Genomic DNA, 20645 nt, shown 5'->3' on the forward strand with positions numbered 1-20645 from the left:
CAGTCAGTTCTCGGTGATGCACGGGAAGATGGGTGCGGGTACGCAGATGTGGGCGCAACCCGCGCAGCTCTCCCAACTCACGCAGCCCGCCCAACCCACGCAGCCGCCCCAAGCCGGGACGTATCACCGGGCGCCGAGGGGCGCACGCGGGGGGGCGTGGAAGACAACCCGGCGCACCCCCTGGACTCAGGGGAGGATACGCAGTTCCCTGGCATACGGGGCACGGGCACCACTCGGGGGACCAAATCGCTGGACGGATCTTCGGATTGGGGCGTTGCGATGACACCCACGCTCGTACACCACCAGCACCCGATCCGCCTTCCCGGCGCCGGCAGCGCGGCGCGGGTGCGGGACTGGGCCGAGATCCAGGAACGGATGCTGGTTCCGCTCTACGAAGCGGTGTACGAACGGATGGAGACCGGGCCGGGGAGCCGGGTGCTCGGTCTGGGCTGTGGTACGGGGCTCGCGCTGCTGCTGGCCGCCGCCCGCGGCGCGGGCGTACACGGCGCGGACACCGACACCGCCCGCCTCGAACTCGCAGGGCAGCGGCTGCTCGGCCCTGAGGGAGAAGGCCCGGACCGGGAAGCGCGGCTCACCCACGGCACGGCGCTGGAGGCGGTCGCCGCCGGCGCTCGGCCGACGCTGGTGACGGCGTTCGGCACGCTCCCGGGACAGGAGGAGCTCGTACGGCTGCGGGAGACGCTGGGCCCGGGTGTCGCTGTCGTACTGGCCGGGTGGGGGCCGATGGAGCGGTGCGCGGTGGCGCCCGCGCTGCGAGTCGCGACGCGGCTGGCCGAGCCCGCCGAGGCGGGACCCGACTGGTGCGGCAGGGACGACCTGGAGGAGCTGGCGGCGGGCGGTGGGCTGCGGCTCGAGGGGTCGGGGCGGGTCGCCTGCCCGTTCGGCTACGCGGACATGGCCGCCGCGGTGCGCGGGCTGCTGTCGACCGGGCTGTACGACAGCGCGGTGCGCGCCACCGACGAGGAGCAGGTGCTCAAGGAGCTGGTGGAGGCGCTCCACCCGCATCTGCGCGCGGACGGCACCGTGTGGATGCCGAACCTGTTCCGGTACGTCGTCGCCCGTACGTGACCTGCCGCCCGGGCCGCCCCTGCCGTACGGCGCCGCCCGCACCGTCCGTCACCCGTCAGTCCAGGCCCGGCCACTCCTCGACGGTCAGCGCGAAGCGCTCGTGGTCGCGCCAGGCGTCGTTGATGAACAGCATCCGGGGCGAGAAGCCCTCGTGCCGGAATCCGAGCCGCTTGGCCATGGCCAGGGAGCGCTCGTTCTCCGGCTGGACGTTGATCTCCAGCCGGTGCAGCCCCAGACCGTCGGGCCCCGGCTGGAAGCAGCGGTCGACGACCAGCCGCAGCCCCTCGGTCATCCGCCCGGTTCCGGCGTAGGGCACGTAACTGTCGTACCCCAGGGCGCCGTTGCGGAAGCGGGCCCGCACGATGTTGGCAACGTTCACCCGCCCGACCAGGCCCTCGTCCTCGCGGTCGAGGATGAGGAAGGTGCGCAGCGCGGGCCCCTGGCGGCGCAGCAGATCCGGGAAGCCGTCCGGCTCGACGGGGTTCCACGGGCGGAGATGGTCTGCCGAGCGGACGACCGCCTCGCTGTAGAGCTGCTCGTCGGCGGGCCGCGGAGGGCGGATGTATACGCGCATGAACGACATCATCCGCCTTTGCCGCGGCACGCTCACTTCGGGGGCAGGATGTCCTTGAACTCCTGGGGGAGTTCGAAGTTGCCCGGGTCCTGGCCGGGGCCAGGGATGCCGAAGGCCCCGCCCTCGCCGCCCTGTTCCCGGCGCGCGGCCGCCGCCTGCTCCTCCTGCTTGCGCTTCATCGGGTTGCCCGACTGGCGCTTGCCCTTGGCCTTCTTCTGCTTGCCCTTCTTCTTGCCGCCACCCCCGCCGGGCATACCCGGCATGCCCGGCATACCGGGCATGCCGCCGCCCTGGGCCATCCGGGACATCATCTTGCGGGCGTCGAAGAAGCGCTCCACCAGGCTCTTGACCGCGCTGACGTCCACCCCGGAACCACGGGCGATACGGGCACGCCGCGAGCCGTTGATGATCGTCGGCTCCGCGCGCTCCGCGGGCGTCATCGACTTGATGATGGCGGCGGTGCGGTCGACCTCGCGCTCGTCCAGGTTGTTGATCTGGTCCTTCATCTGACCCATGCCGGGCATCATGCCGAGCAGCTTGGAGAGCGAGCCCATCTTGCGGACCTGCTCCATCTGGGCCAGGAAGTCGTCGAGCGTGAACTCCTTGGGCCCCTTCGCCAGCTTGGCGGCCATCTTCTCGGCCTCTTGCTGGCTGAAGGTCTGCTCCGCCTTCTCGATCAGCGTGAGCATGTCGCCCATACCGAGGATGCGCGAGGCCATCCGGTCGGGGTGGAAGGCGTCGAAGTCGTCCAGCTTCTCGCCGTTGGAGGCGAACATGATCTGCTTGCCGGTGACCTGCGCGACCGAGAGCGCCGCACCGCCGCGCGCGTCGCCGTCGAGCTTGGAGAGCACGACGCCGTCGAAGCCGACGCCCTCCTGGAAGGCCTCGGCAGTGGTGACGGCGTCCTGACCGATCATGGCGTCGACGACGAAGAGGACCTCGTCCGGGCTGACCGCGTCGCGGATGTCGGCGGCCTGCTGCATCAACTCCTGGTCGATACCGAGGCGGCCCGCGGTGTCGACGATGACCACGTCGTGCTGCTTGTCACGCGCGTAGGTGATCGAGTCCTTGGCGACCTGGACCGGATCCCCGACCCCGTTGCCCGGCTCCGGCGCGAAGACGGCGACGCCCGCGCGCTCGGCGACGACCTGGAGCTGGTTGACCGCGTTCGGGCGCTGGAGGTCGGCCGCGACGAGCATCGGGGTGTGGCCCTGCTGCTGGAGCCAGCGGCCCAGCTTGCCCGCCAGGGTCGTCTTGCCCGCGCCCTGGAGACCGGCGAGCATGATGACGGTCGGCGGGTTCTTGGCGAACCTCAGGCGCCGCGTCTCGCCACCGAGGATGCCGATCAGTTCCTCGTTGACGATCTTGATGACCTGCTGGGCGGGATTCAGCGCCTGGGAGACCTCGGCCCCCAGCGCACGCTCCTTGACCTGCTTGATGAAGGCGCGCACCACAGGGAGCGCGACGTCCGCCTCGAGCAGGGCGATACGGATCTCGCGCGCGGTGGCGTCGATGTCCGCCTCGCTGAGGCGCCCTTTGCCCCGGAGGTTCTTGAACGTCGCACTCAGGCGGTCGGAAAGGGTATCGAACACAGCGCTCGTCGGTCCTCGGGTCGGTGGCGGAGTCAATCTCTGCCAAGGGTAGCCGCCTCGCGGGCCGGGCCATCCCGCCTGTCCGGATCCGGGACGGCACCCGGCCAGGGCCCGGCCCCGCCCCGGCCCCGCACGGGTTCAGCGCAGCTCGGTCTCGATGTGCTGTGCGAGGCGCGCCGCCGCCAGGTCGGTCAGGGGCGCCCCGGCTGCGTCCGTCACATAGAAGGCGTCGACGGCGTTGGCCCCCAGGGTGCTCACATGGGCGCTGCTGACCCGCACACCGGCCTCCTCCAGGGCCCGGCCGATGCGGTACAGCAGTCCGGGGGCGTCCTGGGCCCGCACCTCGACGACGGTGGCCGCTGCGGAGTCGCCCGGGACGACGGTGGCCCGTGGCGGCGGTGGCTTCACCCCGGTGCGGCGCGGCCGGTAGGCGGCCTCCCGCTCGGCCAGCCGGGAGGCGAGGCCCAGGGAGCCGTCGAGGGCGCGGACGACGTCCTCGCGCAGCCTCGCCGCCTGCGGGAGCGACCCGTACTGCGCCGCCACCCGCCAGGTGAGCAGCAGCACGCGCGGGGTCTCGCCGTCCACCTCGCCGGGCAGCTGGGCCAGTCGCAGATCCGCGGCCCGGACGGTCAGCTTGTGCAGGGCCAGCACTCCGGCGACTGCCGGGAGCACACCCGACTGCTCGGGCAGTGCCACGGACAGCTCCACTCCGACCGGCTCGGGCCCGTGCTCACCGTCCCGGCCCGCGTCGGGAGGTCCCGCCTTCTGGGTGCGCAGCGCCAGTACCGGACCGCCGGTGCGCCACGCCTCCATCGCCAGGCGTTCGCCCTCCGCCGTCAGCTCCTGGTCCGCTGCCTGGTCGGCCGCGGGCTCACCGGCCAGCACCGCGGCCACCCGGGAGACCAGGTCGGATACGAGTGCGGCGCGCCAGGAGGACCAGGCGGCCGGACCGGTGGCCAGCGCGTCGGCCTCCGTGAGGGCGTGCAGCAGCTCCAGGGTGCCGGGCGAGCCCACTGCGTCGGCGACGGACCGCACGGTTGCGGGGTCGTCCAGGTTCCGCCGCGTCGCCGTCTCGACGAGCAGCAGGTGGTGCCGTACGAGAGTGGCGAGCGTCCGGGTGTCGGCGGCGTCGAACCCGATGCGGGCCGCCAGGTCCCGGGTGATGGTCTCGCCGGTGACCGAGTGGTCGCCGGGCCAGCCCTTGCCGATGTCGTGCAGCAGCGCGCCGGTCAGCAGCAGGTCGGGCCGGTGGACGCGGCGGGTGAGCGCCGCGGCCCGTACGGCGGTCTCCACCAGGTGGCGGTCGACGGTGTAGCGGTGCACGGGATTGCGCTGGGGGCGGCAGCGGACCCGCTCCCAGTCGGGCAGCAGCCGGGTGATCAGCCCGGCCGCGTCCATCGCCTCCCACACCGGGACGGTCGCCTCGCCGGCGCCGAGCAGGGTGACGAACTCCTCGCGCGCCTCGGCGGGCCAGGGCACGGGCAGGTCGGGGGCGGTACGGGCCAGTTTGCGTACGGCGGGCAGCGCCAGCGGGAGCCCGGCCTGGGCCGCGGCGGCAGCGGCACGCAGCGGCAGTACGGGGTCGCGGTCGGGGCGGGCGTGCAGGGCGAGTGCTGCCTCACCCTCGTGCTCCACCACGCCCTCCGCCAGCGGGGTGCGCTCCTGCGCGGGCGCGCCCGGACGTCCGCCGGAGCGCCTGGCGCCCAGCAGGCCGCGCAGCCGGGCACCGCGCGGGGAGCCGGTACGGGCCCGCAGCACCCGCTCCACCTCGCGCCAGGTCACCTCGTGGGCGTAGCTGACGGCCCCGGCGGCCTCGTAGACGCGGCGCAGCAGGGTGTCGGAGTCCAGCAGGCCGAGCGCGGAGGCGACCTGGTCCTGGTCCTGGAGAGCGAGCCGGTCGGTGGCGCGGCCGGTGGTCAGATGGAGCGCGTCGCGGACGTCGAGGAGGGTGTCCCGGGCCTGGGCGAGACCCTCGCGGGGGGCGTCGGCGAGCCAGGACGCGGCCACGGCTCGCAGCGCGGTGAGGTCCCGCAGTCCGCCGCGTGCCTCTTTGAGGTCGGGCTCCAGCAGGAAGCGCAACTCGCCGTGCCGCCGGTCCCGTTCGGCGGCGTACTCGCGCAGTTCGGGCAGCCGGGTGCGGGCTTCGGCGCGCCAGCGGGCGAGCGCGGCGGTGCGCAGCTCGGCCGTGAGGCCCTCGTCCCCGGCCACGTGGCGGGCCTCCAGCAGGCCGAGCTGCACCTTGAGGTCGTCCGAGGCGGCGGTGCGTGCCTCGGCCAGGGTGCGTACGGAGTGGTCGAGCGCCAGTCCGAGGTCCCAGACCGGGTACCAGACGCGGTCGGCGAGGGCTGCGAGGGCCGCGGCGTCGGTGCTGCCGTCGTGCAGCAGGAGAAGGTCGAGGTCGCTGCGGGGGGAGAGCTCGCCGTGCCCGTAGCCGCCGACGGCCACCAGCGCGGTGCCGCCAGGCGCGGCGGCGAAGAGCCCGGCCAGCCACCGGTCGGTCAGCCCGGCCAGGGCGCGGCGGCGGTCGGGCCCGGACAGCTCGGTGTCCCGCAGCAGCCGTACCCGGGCCGCCGCGTACCCCTCGCCCGTGCGGTCCGGGCCCTGGCCCGGGCCGCCCCCCGCAGGCGTTTCCGCGGCCGGGCCGACCTCCCCCGGGGGCACCTCGTCAGGTGCCCCCGCCGTCCGTGCCGCCGCCGCGTCCCTCACAGCGCGTCCGGTCCCCGCTCACCCGTCCGTACCCGGACGGCCGTCTCCACGGGCACCATCCACACCTTCCCGTCGCCGATCTTGCCGGTGCGTGCGGCCTTGACCACGATCTCCAGGAGCTGTTCGGCGTCCTCGTCCTCGGCGAGCACCTCGATGCGCACCTTGGGGACGAGGTCGACGGTGTACTCGGCACCCCGGTAGACCTCGGTGTGACCGCGCTGCCGTCCGTAGCCGCTGGCCTCGGTGACGGTGAGGCCCTGGACCCCGAAGGCCCGCAGCGCCTCCTTCACCTCGTCGAGCTGGTACGGCTTGATCACGGCGGTGATGAGCTTCATGCGTCCACCTTGCTGTCGTGGCTGTCGTGACGGGCGGTGTTCGCGGCCACGCTCTCACCGGCCGCGGTTGCGGAACCGGGCAGCCCGCCCCGGTCGCGGACCGAGGAGCCGCCGACGGCGCTGAAGTCGTACGCGGTCTCCGCGTGGAAGGCCTGGTCGACGCCGGCCGCCTCGTCGTCCGGGTCGGCGCGGAAGCCGATGGTGGCCTGTACCAGCTTGGCCAGCAGCCAGGAAACGACGAAGGAGAACGCCATCACCGAGAAGGCGCCGAGCGCCTGCTTGCCGAACTGGGTCAGGCCGCCGGCGCCGTCCACGGCCAGGAAGCCGACCAGCAGGGTGCCGATGACGCCGCCGACCAGGTGCACGCCGACCACGTCCAGCGAGTCGTCGAACCCGAGCTTGTACTTGAGGCTGACCGCCCAGGAGCAGGCGGCGCCGGCCACGACGCCGATCAGCAGCGCGCCCATGGCGTTGACCGCGGCACCGGAGGGGGTGATCGCCACCAGTCCGGCGACCGCGCCCGAGGCGGCGCCCAGCGTGGTGAAAGCGCCGTGCTTGATCCGCTCGTAGATCAGCCAGCCCAGCATGGCGGCGCCGGTGGCGAGCTGGGTGTTGAGCGCCATGGTGGCGGCGGTGCCGTCGGCCGCGAGCGCGGAGCCGGCGTTGAATCCGAACCAGCCGAACCACAGCAGCGCGGTGCCGAGCATGACCAGCGGCAGGCTGTGCGGACGCATCGGGTCCTTCTTGAAGCCGATGCGCTTGCCGACCACCAGCACCGCGGCCAGCGCCCCGATACCGGCGTTGATGTGGACGGCGGTACCGCCCGCGAAGTCGATGACTCCCAGGTCGAAGAGCCAGCCGCCCTCGGCCCACACCCAGTGCGCGACGGGGAAGTAGACGACCGTCACCCACAGGGTGAGGAAGACCGCCCAGGCGCTGAACTTGACGCGGTCGGCGAGGGCGCCGCTCATCAGCGCCGGGGTGATGATCGCGAACATCATCTGGAAGAGGACGAAGGCGAAGACCGGAATGCCGCCCTTCCCGGTGAGGGAGTCGGGCGAGATGCCTTTCAGGCCGATGAAGTCCAGGTTTCCGATGACGCCGCCGGTGTCAGGGCCGAAGGCCAGCGAGTATCCGTAGAGCACCCACAGCACGCTGACGATCGCCAGCGAGATGAAGGACATCATCAGCATGTTCAGAGCGCTCTTGACCCGGACCATGCCGCCGTAGAAGAAGGCGAGGCCAGGCGTCATCACCATCACCAGAAACGCGCTGACCAGGACGAAGGTGGTATCCGCGCCGTTCAATGTGGACGTCTCCTCGGGGTACGCGACCCTGCGGGCCGGTGCGGCACCTCCCGGCCGGGGCCGGGGAGGCAGGGGGGCGGGTTGCGTGCAAGGTTTCCGAAGCCCGGTTTCGGCCGTCGCCTCCCGGTGTTTCGAAGCCGTGAAAACCCGCCCGCCGGTGTTACGAGGAGATGAAGCGTGAGCTGCCCGGCGGCAACGCGCGTACGCTGCGCCCGCACGTGGCTGCCGAGCGCCCTCGGGGTCTCAGCCCGCCACGGCCTCGCTGTCGGCCAGTTCCACGCGGAGCCGCTCGCTCAGCTGCACCACATCGGCCAGCTCGCCGAACTCGCGCACGGCACCTGCCGTGGTGCGGCGCAGCCGGTTGTTGACCCGCTCCGAGCGCAGCCGCTTGGCGACGCCGAGGGCCTCGCTCGCCCGGGCCACGCACCCCTGCGGCTCCCGCTGGAGCAGGTGCACGCTGGCCATGCCGATCAGGTTGAGCGCGTAGGAGCGCTGGTGGCCGCCGCCCTCCGACTCGCGGGCCTCCTGTGCGAACAGTTCGACCGCGCGTTCCATGGCCGGGCGCGCCAGCGAGGCGTAGGTGGGGCTCCGTCCGGAGGAGTAGGCGAGGTCGCGGTAGGAGTGCGCGTTCTCCGCGTACAGCTCGGCCTCGGAGAAGAACCTGATCCAGTCGGGGTCGGCGTCCGAGCGGTCGATGTCGGAGAACGTTTCTTCCGCCATCCGCACCGCGCGTTTGCACTTACCGGGCTGCCCCATGTTGGCGTAGGCGCGGGCTTCCATGGCGTAGAGCATGGCCTGGGTGCGGGGGGTGGCGCCCTCGCGGCTGCCGTACTGCGCGAGGTGGACCAGTTCCAGCGCGTCCTCGGGGCGGCCCAGGTGGATCATCTGGCGGCCCATCTTGCTGAGCACATACGACCCCAGGGGGCGGTCGCCGGCCTCCTTGGCGGCGTGCAGCGCCAGGACGAAGTACTTCTGCGCGGTGGGCTGGAGCCCGATGTCGTAGCTCATCCAGCCCGCCAGCTCGGACAGCTCGGCGGTGACGCGGAAGAGGCGGCGCCTGACGGGCTCGGGGTGCTGCTCCTGGAGCAGGTCGGTGACCTCGTGCAGCTGTCCGACGACGGCCTTGCGGCGCAGCCCTCCCCCGCACTGCGCGTCCCAGGTGCGGAACATCTCGGTGGTCTGCTCCAGCAGCTCCAGCTCCGGTGCGGACAGCCGCGGCCCGCGCCGCAGTCCGCCACCGGCAGACGGTTCGGCCTGCTCGCCGTACGCGTGCCGCTGCCGCGCCGCGTGCGGGCCCTGCCCGCCGCGTGCCGCCCTGCCGCGCAGTCCGTCACGGGGCGCGGGGACGGTGTGCCCGGCCGGGCCCGGCTGGTCCCCCGTCGGTCCGCCCTCGGTGCCGGTGCCGGGCACCAGCCAGCGCTGCATCGGCTCGATCAGCGCGGGGCCCGCAGAGACGTTGAGCGAGGTGCCCAGAAAGCCGCGGCGGCCCAGCATCAGGTCACTGCGGGTGAAGTCGCTGATCATCGCCACGGTCTGCGGTCCGGCCCAGGGCAGGTCCACCCCTGAGGCCGCGGGGGACTGCCGTGCCGGACGCAGCCCGAGGTCCTCGACGGCGACGACGCAGCCGAAACGCTCGGAGAACAGCTCGGAAAGGATGCGGGGGATGGGCTCGCGCGGCTGTTCGCCGTCCAGCCAGCGGCGCACCCGGGAGGTGTCGGTGCTGATGTGGTGTGCGCCCAGCCGGCGTGCCCGGCGGTTGACCTGGCGTGCCAGCTCGCCCTTCGACCAGCCACTGCGCATGAACCACGAGCCCAGCCGCTCGTTCGGGCTCTTGCTCGCCTGGCCTCGCTCAGCCACTGGTAACGCCCCCATCCCGCCTCGGTGACGCGCTCAGGCGCCGGCCGGTCCGCGCTCCCCGGCGCGTCCGCCGCACCCTCGACCCCGCCATGCCTCCGGCATAGTCCGCCGCCGCGCTCTCTCCACTGTGTGTACCGAAAGTAATCCTACGATCACGAGTGGGGCGAGTGTAATTGCAGAATCGCCACCATTCGCCACCCCTTCGGATGAACCCTGAACCGCTCGGACGCGCTTGACTTGACACCTGGGGGAAAACTCCACGGAGAGGAATCCGCACTCTTCCCGTCCTCACCCAGGAGTCCGTCCGTCACTGTGTGCAACGTTGCCGTAACCATAAGCATTCGGGACCCGTTGGAGTGAGCATGGGCTTCACGATCGGCGCCATCAGCGGTCTCAGCGGCATCCGCGAGATCCGCGAGCTGCGGCCCGGCGCACGCAGGCGCGAACGCGCCCAGGTGTGCACCACTGTCGCGGAATACACGAGCCTGTGGGGCTGGGACGTGATCCCCGGCGCCCGGGCAACCCGCTCGGGCGGCCGCGTCACCTGCTCCTGCGGCGCGAGTGCCTGCCCCTCCCCCGGCGACCACCCGCTCGACGCCTCGCTCGAGGTGCCCGCGGGCGCCACCCTCGATGAGGCCACCCGCGCCTGGTCCGCGGTCCCCGGCGCCGCCACGCTGCTCCCCACGGGCCGCGCCTTCGACGTGATCGAGGTCGCCGAGTGGGCCGGACAGTGCGCGCTGGTGCGGCTGGAGCGCATGGGGGTGCCGCTCGGTCCGGTCGCGGCCACGCCGCACGGTCGGGCATGGTTTCTGGTCGCCCCGGGCGCGGCCGCCGAGCTTCCCGAGCTGCTCTACCGGATGGGCTGGGACGACGCCGATCTCGACCTGCGCGGCAGGGGCGAGGGCGAGCACATCACGGCCCCGCCGTCCGACCTCGCCGGTCTCGGCCCGGTGCGCTGGCTGCGTCCGCCGACGCTGGAGGCCGCGGGCCGCCCCCCGCAGGCCCGCCTGCTGCTGGGCACGCTGGCGTACGTGTGCCAGCGGGCCGGACGGAGCTGCGCCCCGTAAGGGGCGCGGGGAACACACCCCCAACGCGCGGTCGCCGCGAGCGAAGCCGTCTCCGCCGCGGCGACCGTGCATGGTCTCAGCGGTCTCAGCCCTCGCGGACCAGCGCGTCCACGAAGGCCTCCGCCTCGAACGGCGCCAGATCATCCGCGCCCTCGCCCAGGCCCACGAGCTTGACCGGAACGCCGAGTTCGCGCTGGACGGCGACGACGATGCCGCCCTTGGCTGTGCCGTCCAGCTTGGTGAGCACGATGCCGCTGATGTCCACGACCTCGGCGAACACCCTGGCCTGCACCAGGCCGTTCTGGCCCGTGGTGGCGTCCAGCACCAGCAGCACCTCGTCCACCGGGCCCTGCTTCTCCACGACGCGCTTGACCTTGCCGAGCTCGTCCATCAGGCCGGTCTTGGTGTGCAGCCGGCCCGCTGTGTCGACCAGCACCACGTCGGCGCCCGCCTCGGTGCCCTGCTTGACCGCGTCGAACGCGACCGAGGCGGGATCACCGCCCTCGGGGCCCCGCACCGTACGGGCGCCGACCCGCGTGCCCCAGGTCTCCAGCTGGTCGGCGGCGGCGGCGCGGAAGGTGTCGGCCGCGCCGAGCACCACCGACTTGCCGTCGGCCACCAGCACCCGGGCGAGCTTGCCCGTGGTGGTGGTCTTGCCTGTGCCGTTGACGCCGACGACCAGCACCACGCCGGGCCGGTCGACGGCACCCTGGGTCTCGGTGTGCACCGTACGGTCCAGATCGGTGCCGACCAGCTGGAGCAGCTCCTCGCGCAGCAGGCCGCGCAGCTCCTCGGGGGTGCGGGTGCCCAGCACCTTGACGCGCTCGCGCAGCCGCTCGACCAGCTCCTGGGTGGGGCCCACTCCGACGTCGGCGGTCAGCAGGGTGTCCTCGACCTCCTCCCAGGTCTCCTCGTCCAGGTGCTCGCGGGACAGCAGGGTCAGCAGGCCCTTGCCGAGGGAGTTCTGGGAGCGGGAGAGCCGGTCGCGCAGCCGCACCAGGCGGCCCGCTGTCGGTGCCGGGGTCTCGATCTCGGGGGCGGCCGTCGCCGCCTCGGCGGTGGCCGGTGCCTCCGCCTCCTCGGCCTCGGGAAGGCCGACCTCCTCGATCGTACGGCGGGCCCCTTCGGGCGGGGCCTCCGCCTCCTCTCCGACCTTCGGTTCCGCGGTGCGGGTGGGGGTCTGGGTGGTGCTCTCGGAGGTGTCGGGCTGCTGGGCCTCGGCCGCCTTCTTCCTGCGGCCGGTGACCACGAGCCCGCTGATCGCGGCGAGCGCGATCACAGCGATGACTACTACAAGGATGACGATTTCCATAGCGGCTCCAGTATCGGCCACCGTCAACGCTTCACCGCCATTCCCTCTTCGCGCGTGCTGGGCTACGGTCCGGCACTCGCCGTTGCCGTCTGCCCGGGTGGAGGTCCTCGTGACCGTGACGACCAATGTCCGCTTCAACCTCGTCCAGCCCGAACAGCCGCCGGATGGCCGAGATTCGGCCGAGCGGCCGGTGGACCGCTACCGGGCGGCCCTGGAGCTGGCGGGCTACGCCGACGAGCACGGTGTGACGTCTCTCATCGTCGAGGAGCACCACGGCTCGCCGGACGGCTGGCTCCCCGCGCCGCTCGCCTTGGCCGGCGCCCTGCTGGGCCGCACCCGCAGCACGCTGGTGACGGCCTGCGCGATCCTGGCGCCGCTGTACGACCCGCTGCGGCTGGCCGAGGACATCGCGGTGCTGGACCTGGCCGGGGGCGGGCGGCTGGTCACGGTGGCCGGAATCGGCTACCGGCCCGAGGAGTACGAAGCGCTCGGGCTGGACTTCTCCCGGCGCGGCGCCCTCCAGGACGAGGTGCTGGAGACGCTGCTGGCCGCCTGGACGGGCGAGCCGTTCAGCTACCGGGGCCGTACGGTGCGCGTCACCCCGCGCCCGCACAGCCGTCCGCATCCGCCGCTGTTCGTCGGCGGCAGCTCGCGGCCCGCCGCGCGCCGCGCCGCACGGCTGGGGCTGCCCCTCTTCCTGCCCGCACACCTGCCCGAGCTCGCGCGCTACTACGAGGAGCGCTGTGCGGCGGCGGGCGGCGCTCCGCTGTGTCTGATGCCGCCACCCGAGCTGCCGGCCGTCCATCTGACCGAGGACCCGGACCGGGCGTGGGAGGAGCTGGGTGACCACTTTCTGTACGAGGCACGGCAGTACGCCTCGTGGCAGACGCCGGATGTGCACTCGGTGATGCGGGCGCGTGCCACCACCGTGGCCGAGCTGCGCGCGGAGGGCGTCTACCGCTTCCTCACCCCCGAGGAGTGCCTGTCGATGGTGGAGCGGCAGCCGGCCGGAGCACGGCAGATCCTGCTGCATCCGCTGTGCGGCGGGATGCCGGCCTGGGAGGGATGGCGGTCGCTGCGGCTGCTGGTGGAGCAGGTCATGCCACACCTGAAGGAGATCGAGGAGTGACCGTCGCCCCGGCCTGCCGGTACCCGGACAGCCCGCTGCCCCGGCTCCTGGCGAAGGAGCCGGGGCAGCGCCGTACGAGGAGTGGGCGGCGGGGGGCTTAGCCCATCTCCTCCAACGCCTTGCCCTTCGGCTCCGGCACCCACTTGAGGATGAACGGAATCGAGAGCAGGGCGAAGATCGTGTAGCCGACGTAGGTGGCGGACAGGTTCCACTCCGACAGGCTGGGGAAGCTGGCCGTGATGACCCAGTTGGCGACCCACTGCGCGGAGGCGGCGACACCGAGCGCGGCGGCGCGGATCTTGTTCGGGAAGATCTCGCCGAGCAGCACCCAGACGACCACACCCCAGGAGAGGGCGAAGAAGAGGGTGAAGGTGTGCGCGCCGACCAGGGCGACCACGCCCTGTGCGTCCGGCAGCGAGACGTTGTCGCCGGAGCCGGTCTTGGCGGAGAACGCCCAGGCCACCGAGGCCAGCGAGAGGGTCATACCGACCGAGCCGATCAGCGCCAGCGGCTTCCGGCCGATGCGGTCGACGAAGATCATGGCGATGACGGTGCCGATGATGTTCACGATCGAGGTCGTGAAGGAGTAGAAGAACGAGCTCTCCGGGTTGATGCCCACCGACTGCCACAGCGTCGAGGAGTAGTAGAAGACCACGTTGATGCCGACGAGCTGCTGGAAGACCGACAGCCCGATGCCGACCCAGACGATGGGCAGCAGACCGAAGCGGCCGCCCATCAGGTCCCGGAAGGTGGACTTGTGCTCGCTGCGCATCGCGGTCTCGATCTCACCGATCCGCAGGTCGAGGCCCTCGTGTTCGCCCTCGACACCGGCCAGCACCTCGCGGGCCCGGTCCTTGCGGCCGACGGAGATCAGGAAGCGCGGCGACTCGGGGATGGCGAAGGAGAGCAGGAAGTACCCGACCGCGGGGATCACCATGATGCCGAGCATCCACTGCCAGGCCTCCAGGCCGGCGACGTCACCGCGCTGCTTGCCGTCGGCGAGGTTGAGGATCGCCCAGTTGACGAGCTGCGAGACGGCGATGCCCAGCACGATCGCGCCCTGCTGGAACGAGGCGAGGCGGCCGCGGTAGGCGGGCGGGGAGACCTCGGCGATATAGGCCGGGCCGATGACGGAGGCCATACCGATGGCGATACCGCCCAGCACCCGCCACATCGCCAGGTCCCACAGGGCGAAGGGCAGGGCCGAGCCGACGGCGCTGACGATGAACAGGATCGCGGCCAGCCGCATGACCTGGATCCGGCCTATGCGGTCGGCTATTCGTCCGGCGACGGCGGCGCCGATGGCGCTGCCGATCAGCGCGGCGGCGATGACCTGCGCCAGCATGGCGGAGCCGACGTCGAAGCGGCCGCGGATCGCCTCCACCGCTCCGTTGATGACTGAGCTGTCGTAGCCGAAGAGAAAGCCGCCCATGGCGGCTGCGGCCGTGATGAAGACGACACGGCCGAGGGGCGCGGTGTGCGCTCCGGTGCCTGGCCGCGACTGCGGCGCTTCCTGCGCTGTGCTGGTCAAGATCTACTCCTGAGGTACCCCGGCGACAGTGCCGGGCGGGGACACCACCGTCAAAGGTCGAAGACGGGCCTGCGCGGGGGGTAGCGCGCTGGCCTCCTGCTTAACGGCGGCTTCTCAGACTGTAAATCTTCAATTTATGAAGTCAATAGGTCAGCTTCTGCGAATCCGAGCACACAAGAAGCGATCATCGTTCGACTTCTGAAGTGAAGCGACCGTTTCCTGACGGTTCCCGACCGTTTCAGGAGAGCCGCTGGCTGATCACCTTGGAGACACCGTCGCCCTGCATGGAGACGCCGTAGAGCGCGTCGGCGACCTCCATGGTGCGCTTCTGATGGGTGATCACGATCAGCTGGGAGCTGTCCTTGAGCTCCTCCATGATCCTGATGAGCCGCTGGAGGTTGGTGTCGTCCAGCGCCGCCTCGACCTCGTCCATCACATAGAACGGGCTGGGCCGCGCCTTGAAGATCGACACCAGCAGCGCGACCGCCGTCAGCGACCGCTCACCGCCGGAGAGCAGCGAGAGCCGCTTGACCTTCTTGCCCGGCGGCCTGGCCTCCACGTCGACGCCCGTGGCCAGCATGTCGTCGGGGTCGGTGAGCACCAGCCGCCCCTCACCGCCCGGGAAGAGCCGCGAGAAGACGCCCTCGAACTCGCGCGCGGTGTCGTGGTACGCCTCCGTGAAGACCTGCTCGACCCGCTCGTCGACCTCCTTGACCACCTGGAGGAGGTCGGCGCGCGTCTTCTTCAGATCCTCCAGCTGCTCGCTGAGGAACTGGTGCCGCTCCTCCAGCGCCGCGAACTCCTCCAGGGCCAGCGGGTTGACCTTTCCCAGCTTCTGGTAGGCACGCTCGGCCGCCTTGAGCCGCTTCTCCTGCTCGGCACGGACGAACGGCACCGGCTTGTTGCGCGGATGTTCCGGGTCCTCGGGCAGTTCCTCACCCTCGGCGGGCGGGGACGGCGGCACCAACTGGTCGGGCCCGTAGTCCCGGACCAGCCCCTCCGGCTCCACGCCCAGTTCCTCCAGGGCCTTGGTCTCCAGCTGCTCGATGCGCATCCGCTTCTCCGCGCCGAGCACCTCGCCCCGGTGCACCGAGTCGGTGAGCTTGTCCAGCTCCTCCTTGAGGGCCCGGCCCGCGCTGCGCTCGTCGGCCAGCGTCTGCTCGCGCTCGGCCTTGGCCCGCTCGATGCTCTCGCGCTCCTCACCGGCCCGTTCCAGCGAGGCCTCGACACAGGCGAGCAGCTGCCGGGCACCGTCGGCCACGGCCTGCGCGACCTCGGCCTCGTGGCGCAGCCGTGCCCGGCGCTCCTCGGCCCGTGCCCGTGCCTCGCGCTCGGCACGGGCACCCCGGTCGAGTGCGTCGGCGCGGCCGGCGATGGCCTTGACCCGCTCCTCGTGCGTACGGACCTGGAGGCGCGCCTCCATCTCGGTCTGGCGCGCGTTGGCGCCGTCGGCGGCGAGACGGTCGCGGACGGAGGTGTCGGGGTCGTCGGTCCCTTCCCTCTCCTGGGCCTCCTCCGCGGTGGCGAGGCTCTCGGCCAGCTCGTCGGCCTCCTGGCGGGCCTTCGCGAGGGCTTCCTCCGCCTTGCTGACGGCCGCGGCCGCGCGCTCGGCCTCTCCTCGCGCCGCCCGCGCCTGCCCGGCGAGGGTGCCGACCCTCCCGGCCACCTTGGACTTCTCGCGCTCCGCGCTGCTGCGCTGCCGGGCCAGGTCCTCCACCCGGGCCGCCGCCGCCCTGCGGGCCTCCTTGGCCTCGGCCTGGGCCTCCCGCAGCCGTTCGCAGCGGGTCTCCAGCTCGGTGAGCTGTGCTGCCGCCTCGTCCACGGCCGCCTGGGCTTCGAGCAGGGAGGGCGCGCCCTCCGAGCCGCCGCTGGCACGGTGCGCCGAGAGGAGGTCGCCCTCGGCGGTGACCGCCTGGTACCCGGGGTGGCGCCTGACGAGCTCCTCGGCGGCCTCCAGGGTGCCGACCACCACCATGTTCCCGAGCAGATACGCGAGGGTGGCGCGGAGCTGTTCCGGCGCGGTCACCAGCGAGACGGCCGGGGTGCCGTGCGGGGACGCGGAGCCGCTGCCGTCGACGGGTACGGGCCCCTCCCCGCCGGGTCCCGGCCCGGAAGGTGCGGCCCGGCGGAACGATTGCCCACCCGCCTCGCTCGCCACCAGCAGCGTCGCGCGGCCGCCGTCCTCCTTGCGCAGCAGGCGCAGCGCCTCGGCCGCCGTGGACACATCGGTGACCGCGACCGCGTCGGCAGCCGCCCCCAACGCGGCCGCTATCGGCAGCTCGTAACCGGGGGTCACCGTCAACAGCTCGGCTGCGGGGCCGAGCAGCCCGGTGAGGCGGTCCTTGGCGGCCAGCAGCGCCGCCGTACCGTCCTTGCGGCGGAGGTTGAGAGCGAGGGTGTCATGGCGGGCCGCGGTCGCCGCGCGTTCGCGTTCGGCCTCGGTGAGCGCTTCGCGGGCTGCTCCGAACCCGGCCTCGGCCTCGGCCAGTTCGCGCTTGGCCTGCTCGTGGCGGTCGGCGAGCTGCTCGTCGCCCTCGTCGAGCCCTTCGACCTCGCCGCGCAGCGCCTCGTACTCCGCCTCGGCCTGCTCGGCGCGGTGGAGGGCGTCGTCACGTGCGGTGGCCAGGCGGTCGATCTCGGCCTGGGCCGAGGCGACCCGGCTGCGCGCAGCCCCCGCCTTGCCGCGCAGGCGTTCGAGCCCCTCGCGGCGCTCGGCGAGCGCCCGCGCCTCGTCCCGCAGACGGCGCTCCTCCTGCTCCAGCCGACGCTCCAGCTCGGCACGGTGTGCGACCGTCTCGTCCAGTGCCGTGGTGGCGGCCTCCAGTGCGGCCTCCAGCTCGGCCTCCTGTTCGCGGACGCGGGCCGCCTCGCGCTCCATCTCCTCCGGGTCGCGCCCCCTGCGCTCCTCCGGCTGGGGCGCGGCGGCGTGCTGGACGCGCTGGTCGGCCAGGCCGACGGTGCCGCGTACCCGTTCGGCCAGCCGGGAGAGCTCGTACCAGGTCTGCTGGGCGCGCTCCAGCCGGGGCGCGAGGGTGCGGACCTGCTGTTCGAGGTCGGCCTCGCGGCGCAGCGCCTCCTTCAGCTCCGCCTCGGCGGCCTGTTTGCGCTGCTTGAGTTCGGCCTCGTCGGCCACCTCGGTGCGCAGCGCCTCGCGCAGCGAGACCAGGTCGTCGGCGAGCAGCCGCAGCCGGGCGTCCCGCAGGTCCGCCTGGATGACCTGGGCCTTACGGGCCACAGCGGCCTGCCGGCCGAGCGGCTTGAGCTGGCGGCGCAGCTCGTCGGTGAGGTCCTGGACGCGGGCGAGATTCGCCTGCATGGCGTCCAGCTTCCGCAGCGCCTTCTCCTTGCGCTTGCGGTGCTTGAGGACGCCCGCCGCCTCCTCGATGAAGGCGCGGCGCCCGGTCGGGTCGGCGTGCAGTACCCCGTCGAGCTGGCCCTGGCCGACGATGACGTGCATCTCGCGGCCGATACCGGAGTCGGAGAGCAGCTCCTGGATGTCGAGGAGCCGGCAGGTGTCACCGTTGATCTGGTACTCACTGCCCCCGTTGCGGAACATGATCCGGGTGAGGGTGACCTCCGAGTACTCGATGGGCAGCGCGCCGTCGGTGTTGTCGATGGTCAGCGAGACCTCGGCCCGGCCCAGCGGCGGGCGCCCGGTGGTCCCGGCGAAGATGACGTCCTCCATCTTGCCGCCGCGCAGCGACTTGGCGCCCTGCTCGCCCATCACCCAGGAGAGGGCGTCGACCACGTTGGACTTGCCCGAGCCGTTGGGGCCGACGACGCAGGTGATGCCGGGCTCGAAGCGCAGCGTCGTGGCGGAGGCGAAGGACTTGAATCCCCGCAGTGTCAGGCTCTTGAGGTGCACGCGTCCGGACCTTACCGAGGTTGGCCCGGGGATGTCGCGCCGACGGCCCCGGAGTCCCGCGCCGGGTTTTCCGCCCACTTGTGACCCGGTATCGGCGCGGATGGTTCACCCGCTGTTCGCGCAGGGGTTCCAGCGCGTGTTCGCGCGGGGGTTTCACCGGGAGGGGGCCAGGGCAGATGAGACGTAACGAGACGCACCCTGATGAGCACACACCCCACACCAGCGGACGACCGGCGGGCAAAAACTAAGGGACGCCGGAGCGTCCCTTGAGATTTCTGAGTACGGCTGTCCTGCTCAGCCCGTCCTGCCCGGCGGGCGTGGATCAGGTCAGCGCAGGCTCGGCCGTCTTCACGTCGATGTCTTCGAACACCGAGTCGCGGTTCCGAGCGGCGGCGGACAGAGCGTCGTTCTCGGCCTGCATCCGTACGAGTTCGGATTCCAGGTCCTGCACACGCTGCTGTAGCCGTCGCATCTCGGCGAGCACTCGGGGGTCGTAGCCGCCGACGTGACCGAGAAGCGCCTTTGCCATGATGGATGGTCCTCCACACTGAGTGACCGACCGTGGGTTTGGTGGGTCGTGAGGGATTCGCACCGTTGAGGGTCTGTTCTGGACTTTTACTAAAGGTTCTCTGGATCAAACAGCTCAGGTGCGCGGGGTTTCAGGATCTCACCAAATGGTTTGACGGTCAACACGATCACACGTCACGCCCCCGGGCCTGCCTCGACTCGACGGCGTCCGGCGCCGGAGAAGGCTGTCCGCGGGGGCTGGTGGAAGATCCACGGTGCTCACTCGTTGCGGCAGCTTTGCACGGTACGGCGGGAATGGCAACCGTATTGGATCAACGGATCGCGAAGCCGCGGTACCCCCCGCGGGGTGTGTCCCAGATCTCGGTGACGCCGTCCACGTGTCCGGGCGTGTCGTCACCGCGCAGCCACTCCAGCAGCCGCTCGCAGTCCGCCCTGGTGCCCTCCGCGACGATCTGGACCCGGCCGTCACCGAGATTGAGCGCGAAGCCGACGAGGCGGCCGATCCGCAGTGCCGCCGCCCGGGTGAACCAGCGGAAGCCGACCCCCTGCACCTCGCCCCGCACCCAGGCGGTCAGCCGCGCGGGCTCGTCGGGCCGTGCCAGGGCAGGCTGTTCGGGCAGCTGTTCGCCGCGTTGTTCACTCAACTTCTCGCGCGGTGTGCCGTCCGTGCGCTCGGTCGGGTTGATGGCAGCCATAGGTGCACGCTATCCGGACAATTCCCGAGCGGACACATCAGGCCCCGTGGGGATGCCGTACATTGCCCGGCAACTCTCTTCACACCTCGCTCACACCCGGGGGTGAAGAGGGAAGCGACAGTGCCGCCGTACCGCCGAGCAATGTGAGGACAGCACTGATGGGCCGCCATCGACGCGCTACCCCCACTCCTGCCGCCGCACCTGAGCCCGCCCAGCGGCAGCCCGCACCCCGGCACCATGCGGGCCGACGCCGCAGACGCGCGGCGGCCCCGGTACGGACCGGCCTGCTGGGTGCCTCAGCGGCGCTCGCGATGGGCACCGTGGCAGTGGCCTCGGGACTGATACCCGCGCCCGGCGGGCTCGGCGGCCCGCGGGACGGCCGGGTACAGGCCGACGGCACCGGCGAACCCGCCTCCCCGCCGCTGACCGGCACCCCCTCCGATCCGGCCGCCACCACGGCCCCCGGCCACGACGACGAGCGCAGCCCAAGCCCCCGGCCGACGCCCACCCGGGACCACGCCCGGCCCAGTGAGAAGCCGGAGGCCACCCCCTCGTCGCGGCCGTCGAAGACCCCCGAGCGCCCGCACGGCAAGGGGCGCGGCTCCCGCTCGGACGACGACACCAGGACCGGGCCGGGCAAGGCCGCGGGCGGCAGCACCGCGGCGGCCGATCAGGAGGCCGCCGCCGAGAGCGAGGTCCTCGCACTGGTGAACCAGGAACGGGCCAAGGCGGGCTGCCGGCCGCTCAAGGCCGACCGCCGGCTCGCCGAACTGGCCGGCGAGTACAGCGAGGACATGGCTCGGCGCGGCTTCTTCTCGCACACCTCACCCGACGGCAAGAGCCCCTGGGACCGGGCCGAGGCCGCGGGCATAAGCGACCTGGGTGGCGAGAACATAGCGCGCGGCCAGGCCAACGCGCGTTCGGTCATGGACTCGTGGATGCACAGCCCAGGCCACCGGGCCAACATACTCAACTGCGACTACCGCACCCTGGGCGTCGGTGCCCACTTCGCCGAGGGCGGCCCCTGGTGGACGCAGGACTTCGGCTTCTGAGGGTGC

At 72.2% G+C, this 20645-nt stretch carries 15 protein-coding genes; 4 read left to right on the forward strand and 11 right to left on the reverse strand.

The window, feature by feature from the left end:
* The first annotated feature begins 279 nt into the window (after positions 1-279).
* The gene (locus HC362_RS08695) at positions 280-1089 is read left to right on the forward strand and encodes an SAM-dependent methyltransferase (protein ID WP_243083327.1); all 810 of its coding nucleotides are present in this window, start codon (positions 280-282) and stop codon (positions 1087-1089) included.
* Between the two features lie 55 nt (positions 1090-1144).
* Here HC362_RS08695 and HC362_RS08700 read toward each other — a convergent pair whose 3' ends face one another.
* The 6 genes from HC362_RS08700 to HC362_RS08725 all read right to left on the reverse strand — a co-directional run bounded on the left by HC362_RS08700 (position 1145) and on the right by HC362_RS08725 (position 9475).
* Complete coding sequence (locus HC362_RS08700) at positions 1145-1663, reverse strand: GNAT family N-acetyltransferase (RefSeq protein WP_243083328.1); 519 nt, start codon at positions 1661-1663, stop codon at positions 1145-1147.
* 32 nt (positions 1664-1695) lie between these two features.
* Positions 1696-3255: a signal recognition particle protein gene (ffh, locus tag HC362_RS08705; protein ID WP_243083329.1), complete on the reverse strand. Its 1560-nt coding sequence runs from the start codon at positions 3253-3255 to the stop codon at positions 1696-1698.
* A gap of 138 nt (positions 3256-3393) precedes the next feature.
* Positions 3394-5961 (reverse strand): [protein-PII] uridylyltransferase, encoded by a 2568-nt coding sequence (locus HC362_RS08710; protein ID WP_279240077.1) that lies wholly within the window; start codon positions 5959-5961, stop codon positions 3394-3396.
* Positions 5958-6296, reverse strand: coding sequence for a P-II family nitrogen regulator (locus tag HC362_RS08715; RefSeq protein ID WP_099884599.1), 339 nt, complete (start codon positions 6294-6296; stop codon positions 5958-5960). Before HC362_RS08715 ends, HC362_RS08710 begins: the two co-directional genes overlap by 4 nt.
* Entirely contained in the window at positions 6293-7603 is a 1311-nt protein-coding gene (locus HC362_RS08720; RefSeq protein ID WP_243083330.1) for an ammonium transporter, read from the reverse strand. Before HC362_RS08720 ends, HC362_RS08715 begins: the two co-directional genes overlap by 4 nt.
* Before the next feature lie 243 nt (positions 7604-7846).
* Positions 7847-9475, reverse strand: a complete 1629-nt coding sequence (locus HC362_RS08725; RefSeq protein WP_243083331.1) for a hypothetical protein — start codon at positions 9473-9475, stop codon at positions 7847-7849.
* Between the two features lie 347 nt (positions 9476-9822).
* Between HC362_RS08725 and HC362_RS08730 the strand changes: the two genes are divergently transcribed.
* Positions 9823-10527 carry a bifunctional DNA primase/polymerase gene (locus HC362_RS08730; protein ID WP_243083332.1) on the forward strand — a complete coding sequence of 235 codons (705 nt, stop codon included), beginning with the start codon at positions 9823-9825 and terminating at the stop codon, positions 10525-10527.
* A gap of 85 nt (positions 10528-10612) precedes the next feature.
* Here the strand turns inward: HC362_RS08730 and ftsY are convergent, their stop codons facing one another.
* Positions 10613-11839 carry a signal recognition particle-docking protein FtsY gene (gene ftsY / locus HC362_RS08735; protein ID WP_243083333.1) on the reverse strand — a complete coding sequence of 409 codons (1227 nt, stop codon included), beginning with the start codon at positions 11837-11839 and terminating at the stop codon, positions 10613-10615.
* 109 nt (positions 11840-11948) lie between these two features.
* Between ftsY and HC362_RS08740 the strand changes: the two genes are divergently transcribed.
* Entirely contained in the window at positions 11949-12968 is a 1020-nt protein-coding gene (locus HC362_RS08740; protein ID WP_279240078.1) for an LLM class flavin-dependent oxidoreductase, read from the forward strand.
* A gap of 97 nt (positions 12969-13065) precedes the next feature.
* On the opposite strand, the gene HC362_RS08745 is transcribed toward HC362_RS08740, so the two are convergent.
* The 4 genes from HC362_RS08745 to HC362_RS08760 all read right to left on the reverse strand — a co-directional run bounded on the left by HC362_RS08745 (position 13066) and on the right by HC362_RS08760 (position 19494).
* Positions 13066-14499, reverse strand: a complete 1434-nt coding sequence (locus HC362_RS08745) for a sugar porter family MFS transporter (RefSeq protein ID WP_243083334.1) — start codon at positions 14497-14499, stop codon at positions 13066-13068.
* Positions 14500-14737: 238 nt separating this feature from the next.
* Complete coding sequence (smc, locus tag HC362_RS08750) at positions 14738-18364, reverse strand: chromosome segregation protein SMC (protein ID WP_243083335.1); 3627 nt, start codon at positions 18362-18364, stop codon at positions 14738-14740.
* 322 nt (positions 18365-18686) lie between these two features.
* Positions 18687-18893: a hypothetical protein gene (locus HC362_RS08755; protein ID WP_209267763.1), complete on the reverse strand. Its 207-nt coding sequence runs from the start codon at positions 18891-18893 to the stop codon at positions 18687-18689.
* 310 nt (positions 18894-19203) lie between these two features.
* The gene (locus tag HC362_RS08760; protein ID WP_209267797.1) at positions 19204-19494 is read right to left on the reverse strand and encodes an acylphosphatase; all 291 of its coding nucleotides are present in this window, start codon (positions 19492-19494) and stop codon (positions 19204-19206) included.
* Positions 19495-19745: 251 nt separating this feature from the next.
* On the opposite strand from HC362_RS08760, the gene HC362_RS08765 reads away from it, so the two are divergent.
* The gene (locus HC362_RS08765) at positions 19746-20639 is read left to right on the forward strand and encodes a CAP domain-containing protein (RefSeq protein ID WP_243083336.1); all 894 of its coding nucleotides are present in this window, start codon (positions 19746-19748) and stop codon (positions 20637-20639) included.
* The last annotated feature ends 6 nt before the right edge of the window (positions 20640-20645 follow it).

The organism is Streptomyces sp. 891-h (assembly GCF_022760275.1).
Lineage (GTDB): Bacteria > Actinomycetota > Actinomycetes > Streptomycetales > Streptomycetaceae > Streptomyces > Streptomyces spirodelae.

Coding starts and splice junctions, on each gene's coding strand:
- HC362_RS08715 (WP_099884599.1), bottom strand. CDS start 6,296: ATGAAGCTCATCACCGCCGTGATCAAGCCGTACCAGCTCGACGAGGTG.
- HC362_RS08725 (WP_243083331.1), bottom strand. CDS start 9,475: ATGGGGGCGTTACCAGTGGCTGAGCGAGGCCAGGCGAGCAAGAGCCCG.
- HC362_RS08765 (WP_243083336.1), top strand. CDS start 19,746: ATGGGCCGCCATCGACGCGCTACCCCCACTCCTGCCGCCGCACCTGAG.
- ftsY (WP_243083333.1), bottom strand. CDS start 11,839: ATGGAAATCGTCATCCTTGTAGTAGTCATCGCTGTGATCGCGCTCGCC.
- HC362_RS08730 (WP_243083332.1), top strand. CDS start 9,823: ATGGGCTTCACGATCGGCGCCATCAGCGGTCTCAGCGGCATCCGCGAG.
- HC362_RS08755 (WP_209267763.1), bottom strand. CDS start 18,893: ATGGCAAAGGCGCTTCTCGGTCACGTCGGCGGCTACGACCCCCGAGTG.
- HC362_RS08700 (WP_243083328.1), bottom strand. CDS start 1,663: ATGCGCGTATACATCCGCCCTCCGCGGCCCGCCGACGAGCAGCTCTAC.
- HC362_RS08695 (WP_243083327.1), top strand. CDS start 280: ATGACACCCACGCTCGTACACCACCAGCACCCGATCCGCCTTCCCGGC.